Origin of the sequence: Nocardiopsis eucommiae (assembly GCF_965344335.1) — a bacterium.
In the GTDB taxonomy this organism is placed as follows: domain Bacteria; phylum Actinomycetota; class Actinomycetes; order Streptosporangiales; family Streptosporangiaceae; genus Nocardiopsis; species Nocardiopsis eucommiae.
The window spans coordinates 39,992-56,503 of record NZ_CBDRIY010000027.1; the positions used below are offsets into that span (position 1 = coordinate 39,992).

A 16,512-nucleotide genomic window follows, 5' to 3' on the forward strand; every position below is an offset into this window, starting at 1 on the left:
TAGCAGACCCAACTTTGAGTTCATGGTCAGTAGCGGCACAGTGGAAACATGAGCACCACGACCGCGCCCGCCGTACCCACGGCCACCGACGTCCGCGCAGCAGCCGAGCGCATCGCACCGTACGCCCGACGGACCCCGGTCATGCGCGCCGAGATCGACGGGCGTCCCCTCACCCTGAAGCTGGAGCACCTCCAGCGCACGGGCGCGTTCAAGCTCCGTGGCGCCCTCAACGCCCTGCTGGGCGGCGCTCCCACCGACCGGGTGATCACCGCCTCCGGCGGCAACCACGGCCTCGGTGTGGCCACCGCCGCGAGCATGCTGGGGGTGCACGCGACGGTGTACGTGCCCGAGACGGTTCCCGAGGCCAAGGCAGCGCCGCTGATGGACACCGGAGCGGAGATCGTCCGGGTCGGTGAGGAGTTCGCGGTGGCCGCCGAGGCGGCGCTGGCCCGCGCGGAGTCCGAGGGCGTCCGCTACCTGCACGCCTACGACGACGCCCTGGTGGTCGCGGGCCAGGGCACCCTCGGCCTGGAGATCGCCGCCGACGCGCCCGAGTGCGACACGATCGCGGTCGCGGTCGGTGGCGGTGGGCTGATCGCCGGGGTCCGCCTGGGCGCCGGGGGTCGGCGGGTGGTCGGGGTCGAGCCCGAGGGATGCCGGAGCCTGGGCGCCGCGCTGGAGGCCGGACACCCGGTCCGCACCCCGGTGGACTCGGTCGCCTCGTCGGCGCTGGGCGCCGCCACCATCGGCCGGGTGCCCTTCGAGGTCCTGCGCGCCAACCCGGTCACGACGACACTGGTCAGCGACGCAGAGATCATCAGCGCGCAGACCCGCCTGTGGCAGGATTTCCGCATCGCCGCCGAGCCCGCCGCGGCCGTTCCCTTCGCCGCGTGGCTGGCCGGGCGCGTGCCCGGCGACAACCCCTGCCTGGTGGTGTGCGGGGCCAACGCCGACTGGCGTCCGCACGGCTGACCCTCCCCCGCCCGACGGCCCCGACCTCCCCGTTTCCCCGGTACGTGACGTGCGGCACTCCGTGTGCGGCAGGTCATCATTACCGGTGAGTCACCCTTACATTGAGGTCGGCTCCGTCCGACAACACTAGGGAGAACACGTGCTCTACGGTGCGTTGCGGCATACCGCGGCGGTCCTCGCCCGGACCCTGTGCCGACCGACCATCGAGGGCCGTGAGAACGTCCCCACCACGGGAGCGGTCCTGCTCGCCAGCAACCACCTGTCGTTCGTGGACAGCGTCGTCATCCCCCTGTCGGTCACCCAGCGCCCCGTGCGGTTCCTCGCCAAGTCCGACTACTTCGAGGGCACCGGGATCAAGGGGCGCGTCACCAGGACAGTCTTCGGGTCCCTGGGCGCCATGCCGGTCCAGCGCGGCAACGCCCGCGACGCCATGATGTCGCTGGAGATGATGCTGGACCGTCTCAACGAGGGTGAGGCCTGCGTGGTCTACCCCGAGGGCACCCGTTCCCGGGACGGTCGCCTGTACCGGGGCCGTACCGGCGTCGCACACCTGGCCCTGGAGTCCAAGGCCCCCATCGTGCCGGTCGCGGTCTCGGGCACCCAGCAGGTGCAGCCCATCGGCGCCAACATGCCGCGCCCCCGCCCCTTCACCGTGCGCTTCGGCGCGCCGATGGACTTCTCGACCGGCTTCGACAGCATGGCCCCCGGCAAGGCCCGCCGGGTGATCACCGACGAGGTCATGGACGCGATCCACGCGCTGTCCGGCCAGGAACGGGCCCACGAGTACAACAGTTTCGGCGGCGACGAGTAGGACGAGTAGGACGAGCCGGTGCGGCCGGGGCGGGGACCGTCCGCACCCGCCCCGTCACCGCGTCGTCAGGACCTCAGCCGCGTCGCGGCTCGCCCTCCCGGTGGTGGGCACCGCGCGGGTCGGGGCCCGGACCCAGCAGCCCGACGGCCAGGGAGACCCAGGCCAGGGCCGCCGCGCCCCACAGCAGCCAGGTGACGCCCGCGAACTCCACCACGCCGCCGCCGACCAGCGCGCCCAGCGCGATGGAGGCGGTGAACACCCCCACGTACAGCCCGGTGACGTGCTCGACGCGGTCGGGCGCCGCACGGGTCATCCAGATCTGCCCGGCCACCGACACCCCTCCGTAGGCCAGACCCCACAGAGCGATGCCGGCACCGGCGGCCAGGGGGACCGTGCCGAGCAGGGCCAGCAGGGCGACGGCGGCCCCGACACCGACCGCCAGGCCCAGGACGGTGGCCCGGGTGCGGCGGGCGGCGACCGCTCCGGCGGCGAAGTTACCGAGCAGGCCGAACACGCCGTACACCAGCAGGAGCAGGGCGATGACCGAGGGGTCCAGTCCGGCGCGGTCCTCCAGGACCGGGCGCACGTAGGTGTAGGCGGCGAAGTGCGCGGTGACCAGCAGGACGATCACGCCCAGACCAACCAGGACCGGCGGGGTGAACAGGGTCGGGGCGCCGCCCGCCGTGGGGCGCGCCGCGGCGGGCCGGGGCAGGCGGGGCAGGAACAGCGGCAGCGCGACCGCCAGGACCACGGCGGCCACCGCGAGGACGGTGAAGGCGGACCGCCAGCCGAGGGCGTTCCCGATGACGGCGCCCAGGGGTACCCCGGCCACGGAGGCGGCGGCGACCCCGCTGACCGCGAAGGACACCGCCAGGGCCGCTCGGGCCGGAGTGACGAGGCGGATCGCCACCGCCGCCGCCAATCCCCAGACCGCGCCCATGCCGATCCCGAGGATCACGCGGGCCGTGACGAGCGCGGCGAAGCCCGGGGCGAGGGAGGTCAGGGCGTTGCCGAGGGCGAGCACCACCATGGCCGCCGCCAGCACCGCGCGTCGGTCGAGGGAGCCGAGCAGGCGCGGGACCAGCGGTGCGGCGACGGCGGCGACCAGGCCGGTGACGGTGAGGCTGGAACCGGCCGCCCCCGCCGTGATGCCCAGCCCCTCCGCCATGGGTGTGAGGACGCCGACCGGCAGCATCTCGGAGGTGACGACCACGAAGGTGCTCAGGGACAGCACGGCGACCGCCGCCCACCGCCGGACGGCGGTGCGCTCCGCGGCGGACGGTTCGGTCGGTGCGGAGGTGGGTGTCGTCGGTGACGACGCGGTGGAACTCATGGGACCAGCCAAGCGGCCGCCGGGACGGTGAACAACGGCGATCCGCTCAGCGATCGTTGAGCTAGGCTCAACGCTATGGCTAACACGGGCGCGACCGTGGACGGCGCGTTGAACCAGGTCCACGTCCAGCAGATCGAGTGTCTGATCGTGCTGGCGGAGGAGCTGCACTTCGGCCGGACCGCCGAACGGTTGGGCTTCTCCCCCAGTCGGGCCAGCCAGCTCGTCTCCGCGCTCGAACGCCGCATCGGGGCACGCCTGGTGGAGCGCACCAGCAGGCGAGTGTCGCTCACCCGGTTCGGCGCGCAGTTCGTGGAGGAGGTGCGGCCCGCCTACGAGAACCTGGCCGCCACGTTCCTACGCGCCCGGGATCGGGCGATGCGCGGATCGTTGCGGGAGCTGCGGATCGGCTTCAACGGCAGCGTCCACGTCCAGGTGGCCGAGGCGTTCCGGCTGCTGCGTGCCGAGCACGGGGTGACGGTCGCGCTGAGCGAGATCCCACTGGGGTCACCGTTCTCGGACGTGGTGGCGGGCCGTCTGGACGCGACGCTGGTGGAACTGCCCGTCCACGAGGCGGGGCTGACCGTGGGATTCCGGTTCCCCCCGCAGGACCGTTTCCTCGCGGTGGCCGCCGACCATCCGTCGGCGGACGGGGGCCGCCTGCACGTGGAGGACCTGGCCGGGTTCGACCTGTTGCGCCCGGCCGGTGAGGCACCGGACTACTGGAGGGCGGCCCAGGTGCCGCCCACCACCCCGGCGGGCGCGCCGATCCGTTCCGGGACGGGCGTGAGCACCGTGCAGGAGGGGCTGGCCCTGGTGGCCGCCGGGGAGCACGCCATGCTCGTGTGCCGCCCCCTGGCCGAGGAGATCACCCGGGCCGACCTGCGTTGCCTCGCGGTGGAGGGGCTGACCGAACCGTCCCGGCTGGGACTGCTCTGGCGCACCGACCGCACGACGCCGCAACTGACCGCCCTGGCGGACCTCCTGGCCGGGGTCTACGGACCCTGAGGTTCAATTCATTACCAAACACCAGTTCACGACTTGATAGGCAAGTCTCAGCTTGCCTATAGTGACCCGGTGTCCGACGAACTGTTCAAGGCCCTGGCCGACCCGACCCGCCGCGTCATCCTGGACGAACTCCACGAGCGGTCCGGACAGACCCTGTTCGAACTCTGCGCCCGGCTGGCCACCAGGCACCGGCTCGGCATCTCGCGCCAGGCGGTCTCCCAGCACCTCGCGGTCCTGGAGAAGGCGGATCTGGTCCGGAGCAGACGCGAGGGGCGCTACAAGTTCCACGACATGAACCCGGAGCCGCTCGGACTCATCGTCGAGCGGTGGCCGGGACCGAACCCACGGGAGAGCGACTCATGAGAATCCACATCAACAGCGTCTTCGTGGACAGCCAGGTCAAGGCCCTGGACTTCTACACGAACGTGTTGGGCTTCGTGAAGAAACACGACGTGCCGCTGGGCGGGCCCGAGGGCGAGAACCGCTGGCTGACCGTGGTCTCCCCGGAGGATCCCGAGGGCGCCGAGCTGCTGCTGGAGCCCTCGGGGCACCCCGCCGTGGCTCCCTACCGCGAGGCGCTGAACAACGACGGCATCCCCGCGACCCAGTTCCAGGTGGACGACGTCCAGGCCGAGTACGAGCGACTGCGCGCACTGGGGGTCACCTTCACCCAGGAACCGCTGACCATGGGCCCGGTCACCACCGCCGTACTGGACGACACCTGCGGCAACCTCATCCAGATCGTCAATCCCGTCTAGGGAGTGTTTTTTGGATGCTTTCGCCGGTGGCGGCGGAGCCGCCATCGATGCGAGCGGCCGCCAGGCCATCTCTCGCAAGACGAGGAGCGAGAGCGCCCCTACTGTGCGCGGCTACGCAAGCTCCGCAGCTTCGCACAGCGGGGGCCCGCCCGGGGTTGGCTGTCCGAGCTTCATCAGCGCGGCGAGAGGCAGCCTGGCCACGCGAGCGCGGAATGATCCAAAAAGCACGACCTAGTCCCGCGAGGACGGGGCACCGCCCGCGCGCCCGGGCGACCGGACGCGCGGACCCGTCAGTGGTGGGCGCCGTGGTCCGCCTCGTCCGGGGTCGGCCCGGTCATCTCCTGCACGGGGACGTCCAGTGCGACCTCGGTTCCACTGGCGAAGCCCAGAGTGACGGTCACCGAGTCACCCACGGCGAGGGGTTCGGGGATGTCGTTGACCATGACGTGGTAGCCGCCGTCGACGAAGGTGGTGGTGCCTCCGGCGGGGACGGGGATCTCGTCGAGGGTCCTCATGACGGCCGCGCCCGACTCCGTGGTCTCGGTCGTGCACAGCTCGGCCTCGGGCGAGGCGTCCGTGCGCACCTCGACCACGGCGTCGGCCGCCGAGGCGTCGGTGTTGGTGATCGCCAGGTAGACCACGCCCACCTCCGGGTTGGCGGGTTCGGGGATCCAGGCGTCCTCGACGATGATCGCGTCGGCCTCGGCGCCGCCCCGTTCGGGCCTCTCCACGGCGGCCTCCCGGACGGAGGTGCCCGCCGAGCAGCCCGTGGCGAGCAGGGCCAGGGCCAGCAGTGTCGCGGTGTGTGTCTTCATGATCGTGTCCTGTGTGTCGGTCGGCCGGGTCACCAGAGGGCGGCGGCCGGAGGGGTGTCGAGGGCGGGTGGCACCGCGAAGACGGCGCTCCCCTCATGGCGGACGAAGGCGTTGAGGGCGTCGCCGCCCCGGTCGAGCTCCTCCTGCACGGCGGTGAACCCGGCGCGCGGATCGGCCTGCCAGGCGGTGAACAACAGCCCGGCCTCGCGGTGGCCGTCCTTCCAGCCCAGGTCGTAGTTGAATCCGCGCCGCAGCATGCGGGCACCGAGGGTGCGTTCCGGGCTGGCGAGGCGGATGTGGGCGTCGTCGGGGATGACGGGACTCCCGTCGGCGTCCCGGGCGGCGAGGTCGGGGAGGTCGTCCTCGCGGTCGCCGCCCAACGGCGCCCCGTCCGACAGACGGCGACCGATCACCCGTTCCCGTTCTCCGGGGGCCAGGTCGAACCAGTCGTCCAGCAGCATGCGCACGCGCCGCACCACCACGTAGGTGCCGCCGTCCATCCAGGCCGTGGCGGGCTCGGGGTGCGCGGCCAGGACCTGGGGGCCGAACCGCGCCTCCGAGGGTGCGGGATTGACCGTGCCGTCGACCTGGCCCATGAGGTTGCGCGGGGTGGCCGAGGCGTCCTCGGCCGTGGCGGCGGCGCGCTGGAATCCCGGCAGGGACCAGCGCACGGTGGCCTCCTCCCGGACCATGCCGAGCAGGTGCTCCACCGCGGCGCTGACCACGAGCGGGTCCTCGGCTCCCACGTGCAGCATCAGGTCACCCCCGCACAGCGCGGGGTCGAGCCGGTCCGTGGCGAAGTCCGGCAGGTCCTCCAGGGGCGCGGGGCGCCGGTCGCCCAGCCCGGCCCGGTCGAGGAGGGCGCCGCCGAGCCCGAGGGTGACCCCCAGGGAGGCGGGTCGCAGACCCTCCGTGGGCGCGCCGGGCGCGAGCGCGGCCAGACCGCCCTCGTGCAGGTCCCGGGCGCGCTCTCCCCAGACGGCCAGGACCTCGCGGGCCCGGGCGGAGACCTCCGCCGGTTCCTCGGCCCGCAGGTCCACCGCGACCACGTGGACGTGGGCCGGGGTGGGCGTGAGCAGCGCGGGTGGGCGCCCCTCCTCGGGGCCGCTCCGGGACAGCGTCAGGATCCGGGCGGGGTCCTCCTCCTCGGGAACGCGCGCCGCACCCGCGCCCAGCAGCCCCCCGGTGGTCAGGCCCACCGCCCCGGCGGCGCCCAGGCCCGTGAACAGGCCGCGCCGGGACACCCCGGTTCCGGAGCTCACAGGAGTTCCGACCGCAGCACCGGCAGGAGCGCGGCGATGTCGTCCGCGCCCACGCCCTCGTCGAACATGCCCGCCGCCTCGCCGCCCGGGGTGAGCACCAGGACGCGGCCGCCGTGCGAGACCAGGTACTCGCCCTCGGTGACCTCGGGCGCCTCGATCGGAACACCGTAGTCCAGGGCGGCCTGGACGGTGTCGTCCACGTCCCCGCGCACCCCCTGGAAGTCCGGGTCGAACCGGTCCAGCCAGGAGCGCAGCTGTTCGTCGGTGTCCCGCTCGGGGTCGCTGCTCACCATCACCACGTCGAACGGGTCCGCGTCCGCCCCGGCCTGGTCGAGGGCGAGGTTGATCTCGGCCATGGTCATGGGGCACACGTCCGGGCAGCTCGTGTAGCCGAAGAACAGCAGGGTGAGCCGGTCGTCGGCCACGTCGGTGAACCCCCAGGGCTCTCCGTCGACGGTGGCGAGCTCGATGTCCGAGGCGGCCATGGGTTGGTCGGAGAGGTCGAGGTAGTGCTCGGCCTCGGCCAGGTCGGGCCCTCCGCAGGCCGTGACGGCCAGCAGCACTGCGGCGGCGACCGCCAGGGGCCGGATCGGGTGTCTCATCGGGTGCTTCCTCACAGGACGGAGTTTCCAGGGGTGACGTGGGGGGCGGTGGGGCGCGGCGTTCACGCCGCCTCCCGCACCAGGCGGGCCAGGTCGCGGCGGCACCGGGCCACACGCGAGCGGACCGTGCCGATCGGGACGCCGGTCAGCGCCGCGGCCTCGGCGTAGGGCACGCGGTGGACCTGGGTGAGGACGAAGGCGGTGCGCCGGTCCTCGGGCAGGTCCTCCAGCAGGGAGGCCAGGGCCAGGTACTCGTCGAACCGCCCCGGTTCCGCCGACCGGGGGCCGAGCGCGCGCTCCCAGTCGTCGACCGGTTCCGTGCGGGGTGACCGCTCGCGGCTGCGGTAGCGGTCGGCGACGGTGTGCCGGGCCACGGACAGCAGCCAGGCGCGTACCGGGGACCGCCCCTCGTACCCGGGGAGTCCGCGCAGGGCCCGGTGGAAGGTCTCCTGGGTGAGGTCCTCGACCCAGGCGGGTTCCACCCGGCGGGCGATGTAGCGGGCCACGTCGGCTCGGGTCAGGGAGAACAGGGCGTCCATCGCTCCGGGGACGCCGGCCCCGGCGCGCTCGGCGAGTCGGGCCAGGTCGGAAGGTGTGTGGGCCGCATCGGGCCCCTCACTCCATGTCATGGGGATCAGGCTTTCTGTCACCGCCCGCGCGGCCGCGCCGCCGTCGGTGCGGCGGTGGACCACGGGGTGTCCTGGGCAGGGGGTACCGGGGCGGTGTCCTCGTGGATGCCTCCGCCGGTGGCGGCGGACCCACCACCGATGCGAGCGGCCGCCGGGCGATCCCTCGCGGGACGAGGAACACGGCTGCCCCTCCGGTGCGCTGCCGGGCGAGCTCCGCGGCCCCGCACGGCGAGGACGGCCCGGGTTGGGCCGTCCGAGCTTCGTCGGCGCGGCGAGAGCAGCCCGGCACCGCGAGGACGCCGTGCCGCAGGCGTCCTGAGGGTGGTGGCGGGCGACGGTGGGGAGGAACGATCCAGAAGACACGGCCTGGGTGCGGCCTGACAAAACCAGGGGCGTCCCGGTTCGGAGGAACTCCGGTCAGGCGGCCAGGACCGGCGGTGGGCCTCGCAGCACACGCGAGTGGCGCAGATAGGGCGGCCGCGTGCGGGGGCGCTGGTCGGTGGCGGCGAACCGGGCGGAGGGCGTCGCCCGCGCCGTCGGGACGGCGCCGATCACCAACAGCAGCGGGATCAGTGAAAGCGCCATGAAGGCCAGGAAGGCGAACAGGGCGTTCTCACCCAGGTGCAACCACCAGGCGCTGACCAGGGCCATCGCCACGTGCATCGAGATCATCGCCCACGCGGGCATCGGGTCCTGAACGAGCACCGCACCGGAGTGGTCCGTGTGCGCGGCGCCCTGGGCGTACGAGAAGGTCACGTGCAGGGCGAGCTGGCCCCACAGCATCCACGCGGTGAGCATCCCCGGGCCGTACCTTCGGCCCGCCAGCACCCACGCGACGGCGAAGACCACGACGACGCCCAGCAGGAGGCCGCCCACGGGGACGTCGTGCCCCGAGCTGACGGCGTGGCCGATCGCGGACAGGCTCGCGCACACCAGGGTGAACACCCCGGCGCGCAGCGGTCGGCACTGTTCGCTCTCGGTCATGACCCTCACATCGTCGCACCTCCCGCCGCGTGTCCGTCACGGGGGTGGGATCACGGGAACCCGCCGCCACGCCCTCCGTTATGCTCGCATGCGTCCCCCGTGTGAGAACAGAGGTCGCCCGTGTCCTTCTCCCCGCTCGCCCTGCTGCACGAGTGGAACGCCCGTGCCGACGCCGCGCCGCTGCGCGAGTTCCTGCTGGTGGGGGCGGTGATGGATCTCTCCGCTGTGGAGGAGGACCTCGTTCCTGCCGCCCAGGATCGGGGCGCGGCCGTCACCGTGCTCGGCACCGCCGCCGAGGAGGCCTCGGTGGTGCGCCCGGACCGCACGTACGCGCTGATCGAGCGCTCCGTCCCGGACCTGGCCCTGCTCCTGGGTGACGAGCACGTCGTGGCCGCCTTCGGGTCCGGTTCCGCCACCGACGAGGACCGCGTCTGGACGGTGCTGCGCGGCGGCCCCGACGGGGTTCCGTGGGCACTCGCGGAACTGGGCGCCTGGCTCTCCTCCTGCGCGACCGGGCTCACGCTGCCCGCGTCCCTGGCCGCGCGGCTGACCTCCCTGGCAAACCGGCTGGAGGACCTGCTGCTCACCAACCCGACGGAGTCGGCCGCCCGGGTGGTGCACAACCTGGACGCGCCGCTCCTCTCCCACCTGCCCGAGGGGCCGGTCGACGAGCTCACCCTGCACGCTCCGCTGCGCGGGTACGACGCCCCGGCTTTGGCCGCGCTCACCCGACGGCTCTCCCCGGCCCGCGTGCGTCTGGGCGTTCCCGGGGCCTGGCCGGAACAGGACCGGGAGGACGCCGTCCGGGCCCTGGCCGACGCGGGGGTGGAGGCGACCGCGTACCCCGTCGCCGCCGGGTTCCCCGAGCACGGCGGCCTCGTCGAGTGGCACCGGGGCGACCAGCGTTCCGCCCTCACCTGCGGAGCGAACCTGGCCGCGCTCACCTCCGCCGCCGCCACGGGAGCCAACCTGGAACTGGGCCTGATCGTCCCGGCCGTCCCCTCCCCCGAACCGGCCGAGACGGCCGCGCCCGAGGACGGCGGCCACCTCGCCGGGGTTGCCTCCGAGGTGTTGGCCTCGGGCTGGAGTCTGGAGTACGACTCGGGCACGCACCGGGTCCGGGGCGCGTTCACCAACCCCGTCCCGGTCGCGGCGCGGGTGGTCGAACTGCTGGAGGAGCACGCGGACCCCGTCATCGTGCACGCCGAGGGGCCCAAGGGCTGGGCGCTGATCGTGTGGAGGCGGCCCACGCTCCTGCTGGCCTCCGCTCCCCGGGGCAGCGCCTGGCGCCTGTACCGGGTGGACCCGCCCGCAACCCCGGCCTCTCGGCTGGGCGGCGGTGAGGGGCTGTCGCGCGTGGGTCTGACCCGGACCAGCGCGCCGCTGCACCGGGTCCCGCACCGGGACGTGATCGCCTTCCTGGAGTCCCTGGGCACGGACCACATCGCCCTGCTGGAGTCCGTCGGCCACCTCACCAGGCCCCTCTGACCGGTTCACCGGCCCGTCGTCCGAGCTGCGGGCGGGGTGGGCGTTAGGCTCTGGGCCCATGCGGATTCTCGTGTTGGGCGGAACCTCGTTCGTCGGCCGGGCGATCGTCGACGACGCGCTGCGGAGCGGGCACGAGGTCACCCTCTTCGCCCGGGGGCGGACCGTCCCGGGGCTCCGTTCCCAGCCCGTTCTCCTGCGCGGTGACCGCCGGAACGGCGACTACGCCGCGCTGGCCGAGGGCACCTGGGATGCGGTCGTCGACGTCGGCGGGTCCGTGCCCCGGCACGTGCGGCAGGCCGGCGAGACGCTGGGCGACCGGGTGGGCCGGTACCTGTTCGTGTCCAGCCACGCCGTCTACGCCCCGGGTGCCGGGCCGGGGGCGGACGAGTCGGCCCCCCTCCGTGCCCCCGAGTGGGACACGGAGGAGGTCGGCCCGGACACCCGAGGTCCGCTCGGGGTCGCCTGCGAACAGGAGCTGACGTCCCGGTACGGCGGGCGCGCCACCGTCGTGCGGCCGGGGATACTGGCCGGACCGTACGACGGGGGCGACCAGTTCACGTACTGGGTGCGCCGGGCGGCGCGCGGGGGCAGGGTCGTCCTGCCCGCCGATCCCGGGCAGCCGGTCCAGCTGTTGGACGTGCGCGACCTGGCCCGACTCGTGGTGCGGCTGGTCGAGGAGGACCGTGGGGGCGTGTTCAACGCCATGGGTCCCGCCGAGCCCCTGACCCTGATGGGGATGCTGCGTGCCTGCGCCCGGGCGGCCGGGAGCGAGGTCGAACCGGTCCTGGTGCCGCCGGAGACGATCAAGGCCCGCTTCCCGCTGGTGCGGCCCGACCCGGTGTGGGAACAGACCTTCCAGCGTGACTTCGGCCGGGCGAGGGAGGCCGGCCTGCCCTCGACCCCGCTGGTCACCACCGCCGCCGACGTGCTGGCCTGGGACCGTGAACGGGGCGAACCGCCGCTGGGTGTGGGGCCCACCGAGGAGGTCGAACGCGTCCTGCTCTCCTACGTGCAGGGCGCCTGACCGACGTCGGCGCCGGTCTCACTCTCCGAGCGATCCCAGACCTCGCACGAGGCAGACTTTCCGCGAGGTCGTCGCGGAGGGGTTCTCCCAGATGTCCCGTCCCGGGGCCGGGTCACCAGGGGACCCGGCCTTCCCGCTCGCCCGCAGTCACTCGGCGGTTCGGTTCCTCAGCGGGTCCACAAGCCGCCGTAGCCTTCGGGAGAGGCTCCGCTCCGCCTGACGACTCTCGTAGTGCTTCGCGAGGAATCGCTCCAACTCCGAATGCCGGAACCTGTAGGTGGAGCCGAGCGGGCGCAGAAGGTTGCACTCGACCATGTGATCAAGGAACCGGAACAGACGCAGGGGGGTGCGCCCGCGAATCCACAGGTAGATGGAGAAGGCGAACACCGGGAACCAGGCACGCCGGTGCACCTCGACCAACGTCACGATCAGGAGGAGTGGCACAAGGAAGGATTTTCCGACCAGGTACGTCACCACCAAGGCGAGCACCGCGTGCCGAACGAAGCCGTCGTGCACTACGCCTTCCGGGACGTCGACCAGACCCGTACTGATCAGATCCTCCGCGGAAACGGACGCGAACATCAGGAACACCGCGCTGAGGAAGAAGGTACCGGCCGGAACGGAGGAGGCGTACACACTCGATCTCAGATCCTCCTTCAGGGCCTCCCGTGGACTGGTCACCCCCCTGGCTTCGATCTTGTTCGTGAAAAGGTCCAGGAAGAGGATCACGGCGAGCGTCGGAGTCCATATCCCGTGGACCACCCCCGGAAAGGCCAAATCCTCAGGCCAGAAACCGAGCAGGGGAGCAACCAAGAAAGCCAGCAGCACCCCTCGATACCAAGTCGGCCTCAGCGATCTCCCTTGCCGGAACGCGAAGCGAAGACTCCTGGGGTTCCGATCGGGGCTTACGAGCGCTCTGAGGACGAAAAAAGAAATCCCTAGAAGAGACCATAATGGGTAAACCTGGTACAGCGAGGCCGCTTCCCCGGAGACAGTCCAACCACGCAGGAGGACGGCGTCGATGAGCAGGCAGTAGAGAACCGAGAGGGCAACCGACAGTGCAGTCGTCGCTTCACTCCGGGTGAAGGTCTCCCCACCATGAAGTCTCCACCACCTGAGAGCGGACCCCTGATCCACGGAAATGGTCGCCAGGAATGCGAGATAGCGGAGAGCCCACTCTTCCGAATAGGGCATCCTCCTTCGGGGCCGTCTGAGCCAGGATGATCTCCGTGACGACCTGGGGATCCAGGCCCGCAACTCGTGCCGGACCAGCCCCTCGTAGAGATGGTCCGACACGGAGGCCTGATCCGGGAATCTCTGTGTGTCGAACAGTTCACCAGGGTCGGATCCACGGTGATCATAGGTCATCCGCAGGAGCCACAGCCGCATGGGCGTCCGAAGGAAGCCACGGACGGGAGAATCCCTGGACTCCTGAAACCTCTCGATGAAGGACCGCCATTTCTCGGATTCCTCGGAGGTACGGGCGATCGACGTCCTCAGGTATCCGACGCACTCCTCCTCCCCTGGCGCTTCGGCGACGAGGAGCAGGGCGTTCCTTAACTCTTCGGACGTCGGGGTGTCCCAGTACTTCCTCGGCTGGGACGTGAGCACGAACCTCGCTCCCGCTTCCACGCTCAGGTACGAGATCACCCTGCGCCGGTAGGCCTCGGTGAGGTCCTCGAAGCCGTCCAGAAGCAGGATCAGTTCGCCGTTCCGGAGAAGCGACAGGAACAGTTGCTGACTGAGGTTCCCGGCGACACCCTTGGGCAGCTCCTTGCGAACGGTCCGCGCCAGCGCCGAGGGGATCTCGTCAACGAAGGTGAGCTCGGCCTCCTTCGCCGTGAATTCCACGGATCCGAGGGGGATGGAGACAGGAATAGGCGGCAGGGTTCCACTCTCTGGAGCCGTGTTCCTCCTGCGCAGCATCGCGTGGGAGATCAGTGTGGAGAAGGAACTCTTGCCCATCCCCGGTTCGCCCAGGAGCACCACGCGTTGTTCGTCCAGGTCGTGGTCCATGGCGGAGACGAATCGCTCGGCCGCGTCGCTGCTCACCTGGAGTCGGTCCGCATCATCGATGACGTCTCCGCGTACACGGAACCCCGTGGTGCGGGGGATCCAACGCACCGGAATCATGTCGCTCCGCGTGATGTCCAGGTGGTGGCGTGCGCGTTGGACCAGATCGTGTTCGCGCTCCACCAAGGCCGACCGAACCCGTTCGACCAATCTCCGTGCGCGATTCAGGGACAGGGAGTTCCCGCCGAACGACCAATGGTGCGCGGTGACCGACAGATCACCACCGACCTGGACAGCCGTCCCGGAGTTGTCACGCATCCGATTGTGCGTCTGTGTGGGCCGCGAGTGGTCAGCGTCGTCCAGCATGCGGAAAACCCTAGTCGCGGCCGTCGCTCGGCGGGATGTCGTCTCGCCCTTTCACCGCACCGATCACGGGCGGGCCCACGCGGTGCCGTGACGGAACCGGTCACCATGGGCGAGGCGCGGGCTAGGGATCCGTCGGGTCCGGCCCCGGCTCGCGGACGAGGTGGCCGGTACCGGCCACCGGTCGGAGTCGTCCGATCCGGGCCCGGAGCCGGGTGAGTCCCGCGCGCACCGCGCCGACCGGGCCGCGCGAGGGCGCGGACACGGGCCCGGGATCGCCCGCGGGGCCGCGAGCTGCGCGGTCGACCTCCGCCACGCGCTCGTGGAGCCGGTCCCTGACCTGCTCGGGGGTGTAGGCGCGACGCTCCCGTTCGGCCCGCGCGATCGCCACTCCGGTGGCCGCCACACCCACGAAGGCGGCCACACCCAAGGCCTTCCACCACTTCATGCTCATAGGCTAGTGCCTGTGGCAGACACGAGCATGGACCTGGAGACGGCGGTCGATCTGACCAGAACCGGTGACGTGTGGGTGTTCCGGGGCACGAGCGTGCCGGACCGGGCCATCCAGCTCACCACCAACAGCCCCGTCAACCACGTCGGCATGGCCATCGTGGTGGACGACCTCCCCCCGTTGATGTGGCACGCGGAGCTGGGCAGGTCCCTGGTGGACATGTGGACCGGCGTCCACCAGCGCGGGGTCCAGCTGCACGACCTGCGTGACGCCGTCCTGGTGTGGGGCCGCCGCTACGGGCAGCGGGCCTGGCTGCGCCAGCTGGACCCGGTGGCCGACCGCGCCATGGAGGACGCCGCGCTGCGGGTGGTCGCCCGGCTCGACGGCACCCCCTTCCCCTCGACCGCGCAGCTGGCCGGACGGTGGGCGCTGGGCCGGATGCCGTTCCGGGGCAGGGCGCGCGAACGCCGGTTGGAGACCGCCTACTGCGCGGAGGTCATGGCGCTGACCTACGAGGAGATGGGGCTGCTGGCCCCGGGCAGGCGGCCCGGCTACTACGATCCGGGGCGGTTCTGGAGCGGGGACTCCCTGGAGCTGGAGGGCGGCTTCGCGCTGGGTGGCGAGATCCGGGTGGACCTGCCGGAATAGTCGTCCGGCCCGTGTATCCGACCGGTGGGATGGGCACGCACCTGTCAGGTCGCATCCGCATCGGAGGACACATGACGGAGCACTCTCTTGACGGCGCGGAGGTCGCCGAGTCCGACCTGGTGGTGCGCAGGGGCACGTTCCGCTGCGTCGCGTTCCGGGACCCGGTCGACGGACAGGAGCACCTGGCCCTGGTCCTGGGCGCGCTGGGTGACGGCGAGGAGGTCCTGGTCCGGGTGCACTCCGAGTGCGTCACGGGGGACGTGTTCGGCGCGCTGCGCTGCGAGTGCGGCGACCAGCTCGACGCCGCCCTGGACACGATCCTCACCGAGGGCCGCGGGGTGCTGGTGTACCTGCGCGGCCACGAGGGGCGCGGGATCGGGCTCGTGAACAAGGTCCGCACCCAGGTGCTCCAGGACGAGCGCGGGCTGGACACCGTGGACTCCGCCACCCACCTGGGCCTGCCGGTGGACGTGCGCGACTACGGACCGGCCGCCCGGGTGCTGCGGTACCGGGGCGTGCGTTCGGTCCGGCTGCTCTCCAACAACCCCGCCAAGGTGCTGGCGCTGGAGGACCACGGGGTGAAGGTGGCCGCCCGGCTCCCGCTGCTGGTGGCCGCGCACGAGAACAACTCCCGCTACCTGGTCGCCAAGCGGGACCGCCTGGGCCACGACCTGCCGCACCTGAACGGCGACCCGGGGCTGGCGAGTGGCTGACCCGGCCTCCTGGCTGGGACCCCGGGGCTGGGGCGTGGCGGGGCTGTACGCCGTGCTGGTCACGGTGGCCCTGGTGGTGGCGGTCCGCCGCCACGAGCGGTGGCCGATGGGCCCGGCCGACCTGGTGACCCTGGTGCGGGTCGGTCTGATCGGGGTGGTGACGGCTCTGGTGGCCGAGGGCGGGCCCGCCGGACCGATGGTCGCGGTGGCGGCCCTGGCCCTGGTCCTGGACTGGGTGGACGGGCTGGTGGCCCGGGGCACGCGCACGGAGTCGGACTTCGGTGCCCGGTTCGACATGGAGGCCGACGCGTTCCTGATCCTGGCCCTGAGTGTGTACGTCTCCGGAGTACTGGGACCCTGGGTCCTGGCGATCGGCGCGATGCGGTACCTCTTCTGGGCCGCCGCACGCGCGGCACCCTGGCTCCGGGGACCGCTGCCGCCGAGCGCGGCGCGCAAGGCCGTGGCCGCCGCGCAGGGGATCGTGTTGACGGTGGCCGCCTCGGGGGTCCTTCCCCGGCCGGTGGGTGCCGTGGTGGTGGGGCTGGCGCTGGTCGCCCTGCTGTGGTCGTTCGGACGTGACGTGGTGGGACTGTGGCGGGCGCGTGCCCTGGGACTCGGTTCCGTGAAGAGGAAGAGGTGAG

General features: G+C 72.2%; 18 protein-coding genes. 10 read left to right on the plus strand and 8 right to left on the minus strand.

What is annotated here, in order from left to right; genetic code table 11:
* The first annotated feature begins 48 nt into the window (after positions 1 to 48).
* The gene (locus ACRWK8_RS17815) at positions 49 to 972 is read left to right on the plus strand and encodes a threonine/serine dehydratase (protein WP_431871630.1); all 924 of its coding nucleotides are present in this window, start codon (positions 49 to 51) and stop codon (positions 970 to 972) included.
* Between the two features lie 139 nt (positions 973 to 1,111).
* Positions 1,112 to 1,783, plus strand: a complete 672-nt coding sequence (locus ACRWK8_RS17820) for a lysophospholipid acyltransferase family protein (protein WP_378740071.1) — start codon at positions 1,112 to 1,114, stop codon at positions 1,781 to 1,783.
* Positions 1,784 to 1,856: 73 nt separating this feature from the next.
* Here the strand turns inward: ACRWK8_RS17820 and ACRWK8_RS17825 are convergent, their stop codons facing one another.
* Positions 1,857 to 3,116: an MFS transporter gene (locus ACRWK8_RS17825; RefSeq protein WP_431871632.1), complete on the minus strand. Its 1,260-nt coding sequence runs from the start codon at positions 3,114 to 3,116 to the stop codon at positions 1,857 to 1,859.
* A 75-nt stretch (positions 3,117 to 3,191) separates the two neighbouring features.
* On the opposite strand from ACRWK8_RS17825, the gene ACRWK8_RS17830 reads away from it, so the two are divergent.
* The 3 genes from ACRWK8_RS17830 (at position 3,192) to ACRWK8_RS17840 (ending at position 4,879) form a co-directional block, all read left to right on the plus strand.
* Entirely contained in the window at positions 3,192 to 4,121 is a 930-nt protein-coding gene (locus ACRWK8_RS17830) for a LysR family transcriptional regulator (RefSeq protein WP_431871634.1), read from the plus strand.
* Between the two features lie 69 nt (positions 4,122 to 4,190).
* On the plus strand, positions 4,191 to 4,484 hold the full coding sequence (locus ACRWK8_RS17835; RefSeq protein WP_378740065.1) for an ArsR/SmtB family transcription factor: 294 nt from the start codon (positions 4,191 to 4,193) through the stop codon (positions 4,482 to 4,484).
* A complete protein-coding gene (locus ACRWK8_RS17840) occupies positions 4,481 to 4,879 on the plus strand; it encodes a VOC family protein (RefSeq protein WP_431871637.1) in 399 nt (132 codons plus the stop codon). Before ACRWK8_RS17835 ends, ACRWK8_RS17840 begins: the two co-directional genes overlap by 4 nt.
* Before the next feature lie 290 nt (positions 4,880 to 5,169).
* Here the strand turns inward: ACRWK8_RS17840 and ACRWK8_RS17845 are convergent, their stop codons facing one another.
* The 5 genes from ACRWK8_RS17845 to ACRWK8_RS17865 form a co-directional block, all read right to left on the minus strand.
* Complete coding sequence (locus ACRWK8_RS17845; RefSeq protein ID WP_431871639.1) at positions 5,170 to 5,694, minus strand: copper chaperone PCu(A)C; 525 nt, start codon at positions 5,692 to 5,694, stop codon at positions 5,170 to 5,172.
* Positions 5,695 to 5,723: 29 nt separating this feature from the next.
* Positions 5,724 to 6,956: a Dyp-type peroxidase gene (locus ACRWK8_RS17850; RefSeq protein WP_431871641.1), complete on the minus strand. Its 1,233-nt coding sequence runs from the start codon at positions 6,954 to 6,956 to the stop codon at positions 5,724 to 5,726.
* The gene (locus ACRWK8_RS17855; RefSeq protein ID WP_352388501.1) at positions 6,953 to 7,558 is read right to left on the minus strand and encodes an SCO family protein; all 606 of its coding nucleotides are present in this window, start codon (positions 7,556 to 7,558) and stop codon (positions 6,953 to 6,955) included. The genes ACRWK8_RS17850 and ACRWK8_RS17855 overlap by 4 nt, the downstream gene beginning before the upstream one ends.
* A 62-nt stretch (positions 7,559 to 7,620) precedes the next feature.
* Positions 7,621 to 8,187, minus strand: a complete 567-nt coding sequence (locus ACRWK8_RS17860; RefSeq protein ID WP_378740056.1) for an RNA polymerase sigma factor — start codon at positions 8,185 to 8,187, stop codon at positions 7,621 to 7,623.
* 417 nt (positions 8,188 to 8,604) lie between these two features.
* Positions 8,605 to 9,171 (minus strand): hypothetical protein, encoded by a 567-nt coding sequence (locus tag ACRWK8_RS17865; RefSeq protein WP_431871644.1) that lies wholly within the window; start codon positions 9,169 to 9,171, stop codon positions 8,605 to 8,607.
* Positions 9,172 to 9,291: 120 nt separating this feature from the next.
* On the opposite strand from ACRWK8_RS17865, the gene ACRWK8_RS17870 reads away from it, so the two are divergent.
* Complete coding sequence (locus tag ACRWK8_RS17870; protein WP_431871646.1) at positions 9,292 to 10,659, plus strand: hypothetical protein; 1,368 nt, start codon at positions 9,292 to 9,294, stop codon at positions 10,657 to 10,659.
* Positions 10,660 to 10,717: 58 nt separating this feature from the next.
* Positions 10,718 to 11,683 carry an NAD-dependent epimerase/dehydratase family protein gene (locus ACRWK8_RS17875; RefSeq protein WP_431871648.1) on the plus strand — a complete coding sequence of 322 codons (966 nt, stop codon included), beginning with the start codon at positions 10,718 to 10,720 and terminating at the stop codon, positions 11,681 to 11,683.
* A 147-nt stretch (positions 11,684 to 11,830) separates the two neighbouring features.
* Here the strand turns inward: ACRWK8_RS17875 and ACRWK8_RS17880 are convergent, their stop codons facing one another.
* Positions 11,831 to 14,062, minus strand: coding sequence for an NACHT domain-containing protein (locus ACRWK8_RS17880; RefSeq protein WP_431871650.1), 2,232 nt, complete (start codon positions 14,060 to 14,062; stop codon positions 11,831 to 11,833).
* A 121-nt stretch (positions 14,063 to 14,183) separates the two neighbouring features.
* On the minus strand, positions 14,184 to 14,483 hold the full coding sequence (locus tag ACRWK8_RS17885; RefSeq protein ID WP_431871691.1) for a hypothetical protein: 300 nt from the start codon (positions 14,481 to 14,483) through the stop codon (positions 14,184 to 14,186).
* Between the two features lie 57 nt (positions 14,484 to 14,540).
* Between ACRWK8_RS17885 and ACRWK8_RS17890 the strand changes: the two genes are divergently transcribed.
* The 3 genes from ACRWK8_RS17890 to ACRWK8_RS17900 all read left to right on the plus strand — a co-directional run bounded on the left by ACRWK8_RS17890 (position 14,541) and on the right by ACRWK8_RS17900 (position 16,511).
* A complete protein-coding gene (locus ACRWK8_RS17890) occupies positions 14,541 to 15,158 on the plus strand; it encodes a hypothetical protein (RefSeq protein WP_431871693.1) in 618 nt (205 codons plus the stop codon).
* A 71-nt stretch (positions 15,159 to 15,229) separates the two neighbouring features.
* A complete protein-coding gene (locus ACRWK8_RS17895) occupies positions 15,230 to 15,871 on the plus strand; it encodes a GTP cyclohydrolase II (RefSeq protein WP_431871652.1) in 642 nt (213 codons plus the stop codon).
* The gene (locus ACRWK8_RS17900) at positions 15,864 to 16,511 is read left to right on the plus strand and encodes a CDP-alcohol phosphatidyltransferase family protein (protein ID WP_431871654.1); all 648 of its coding nucleotides are present in this window, start codon (positions 15,864 to 15,866) and stop codon (positions 16,509 to 16,511) included. The genes ACRWK8_RS17895 and ACRWK8_RS17900 overlap by 8 nt, the downstream gene beginning before the upstream one ends.
* Position 16,512 lies beyond the last annotated feature (1 nt).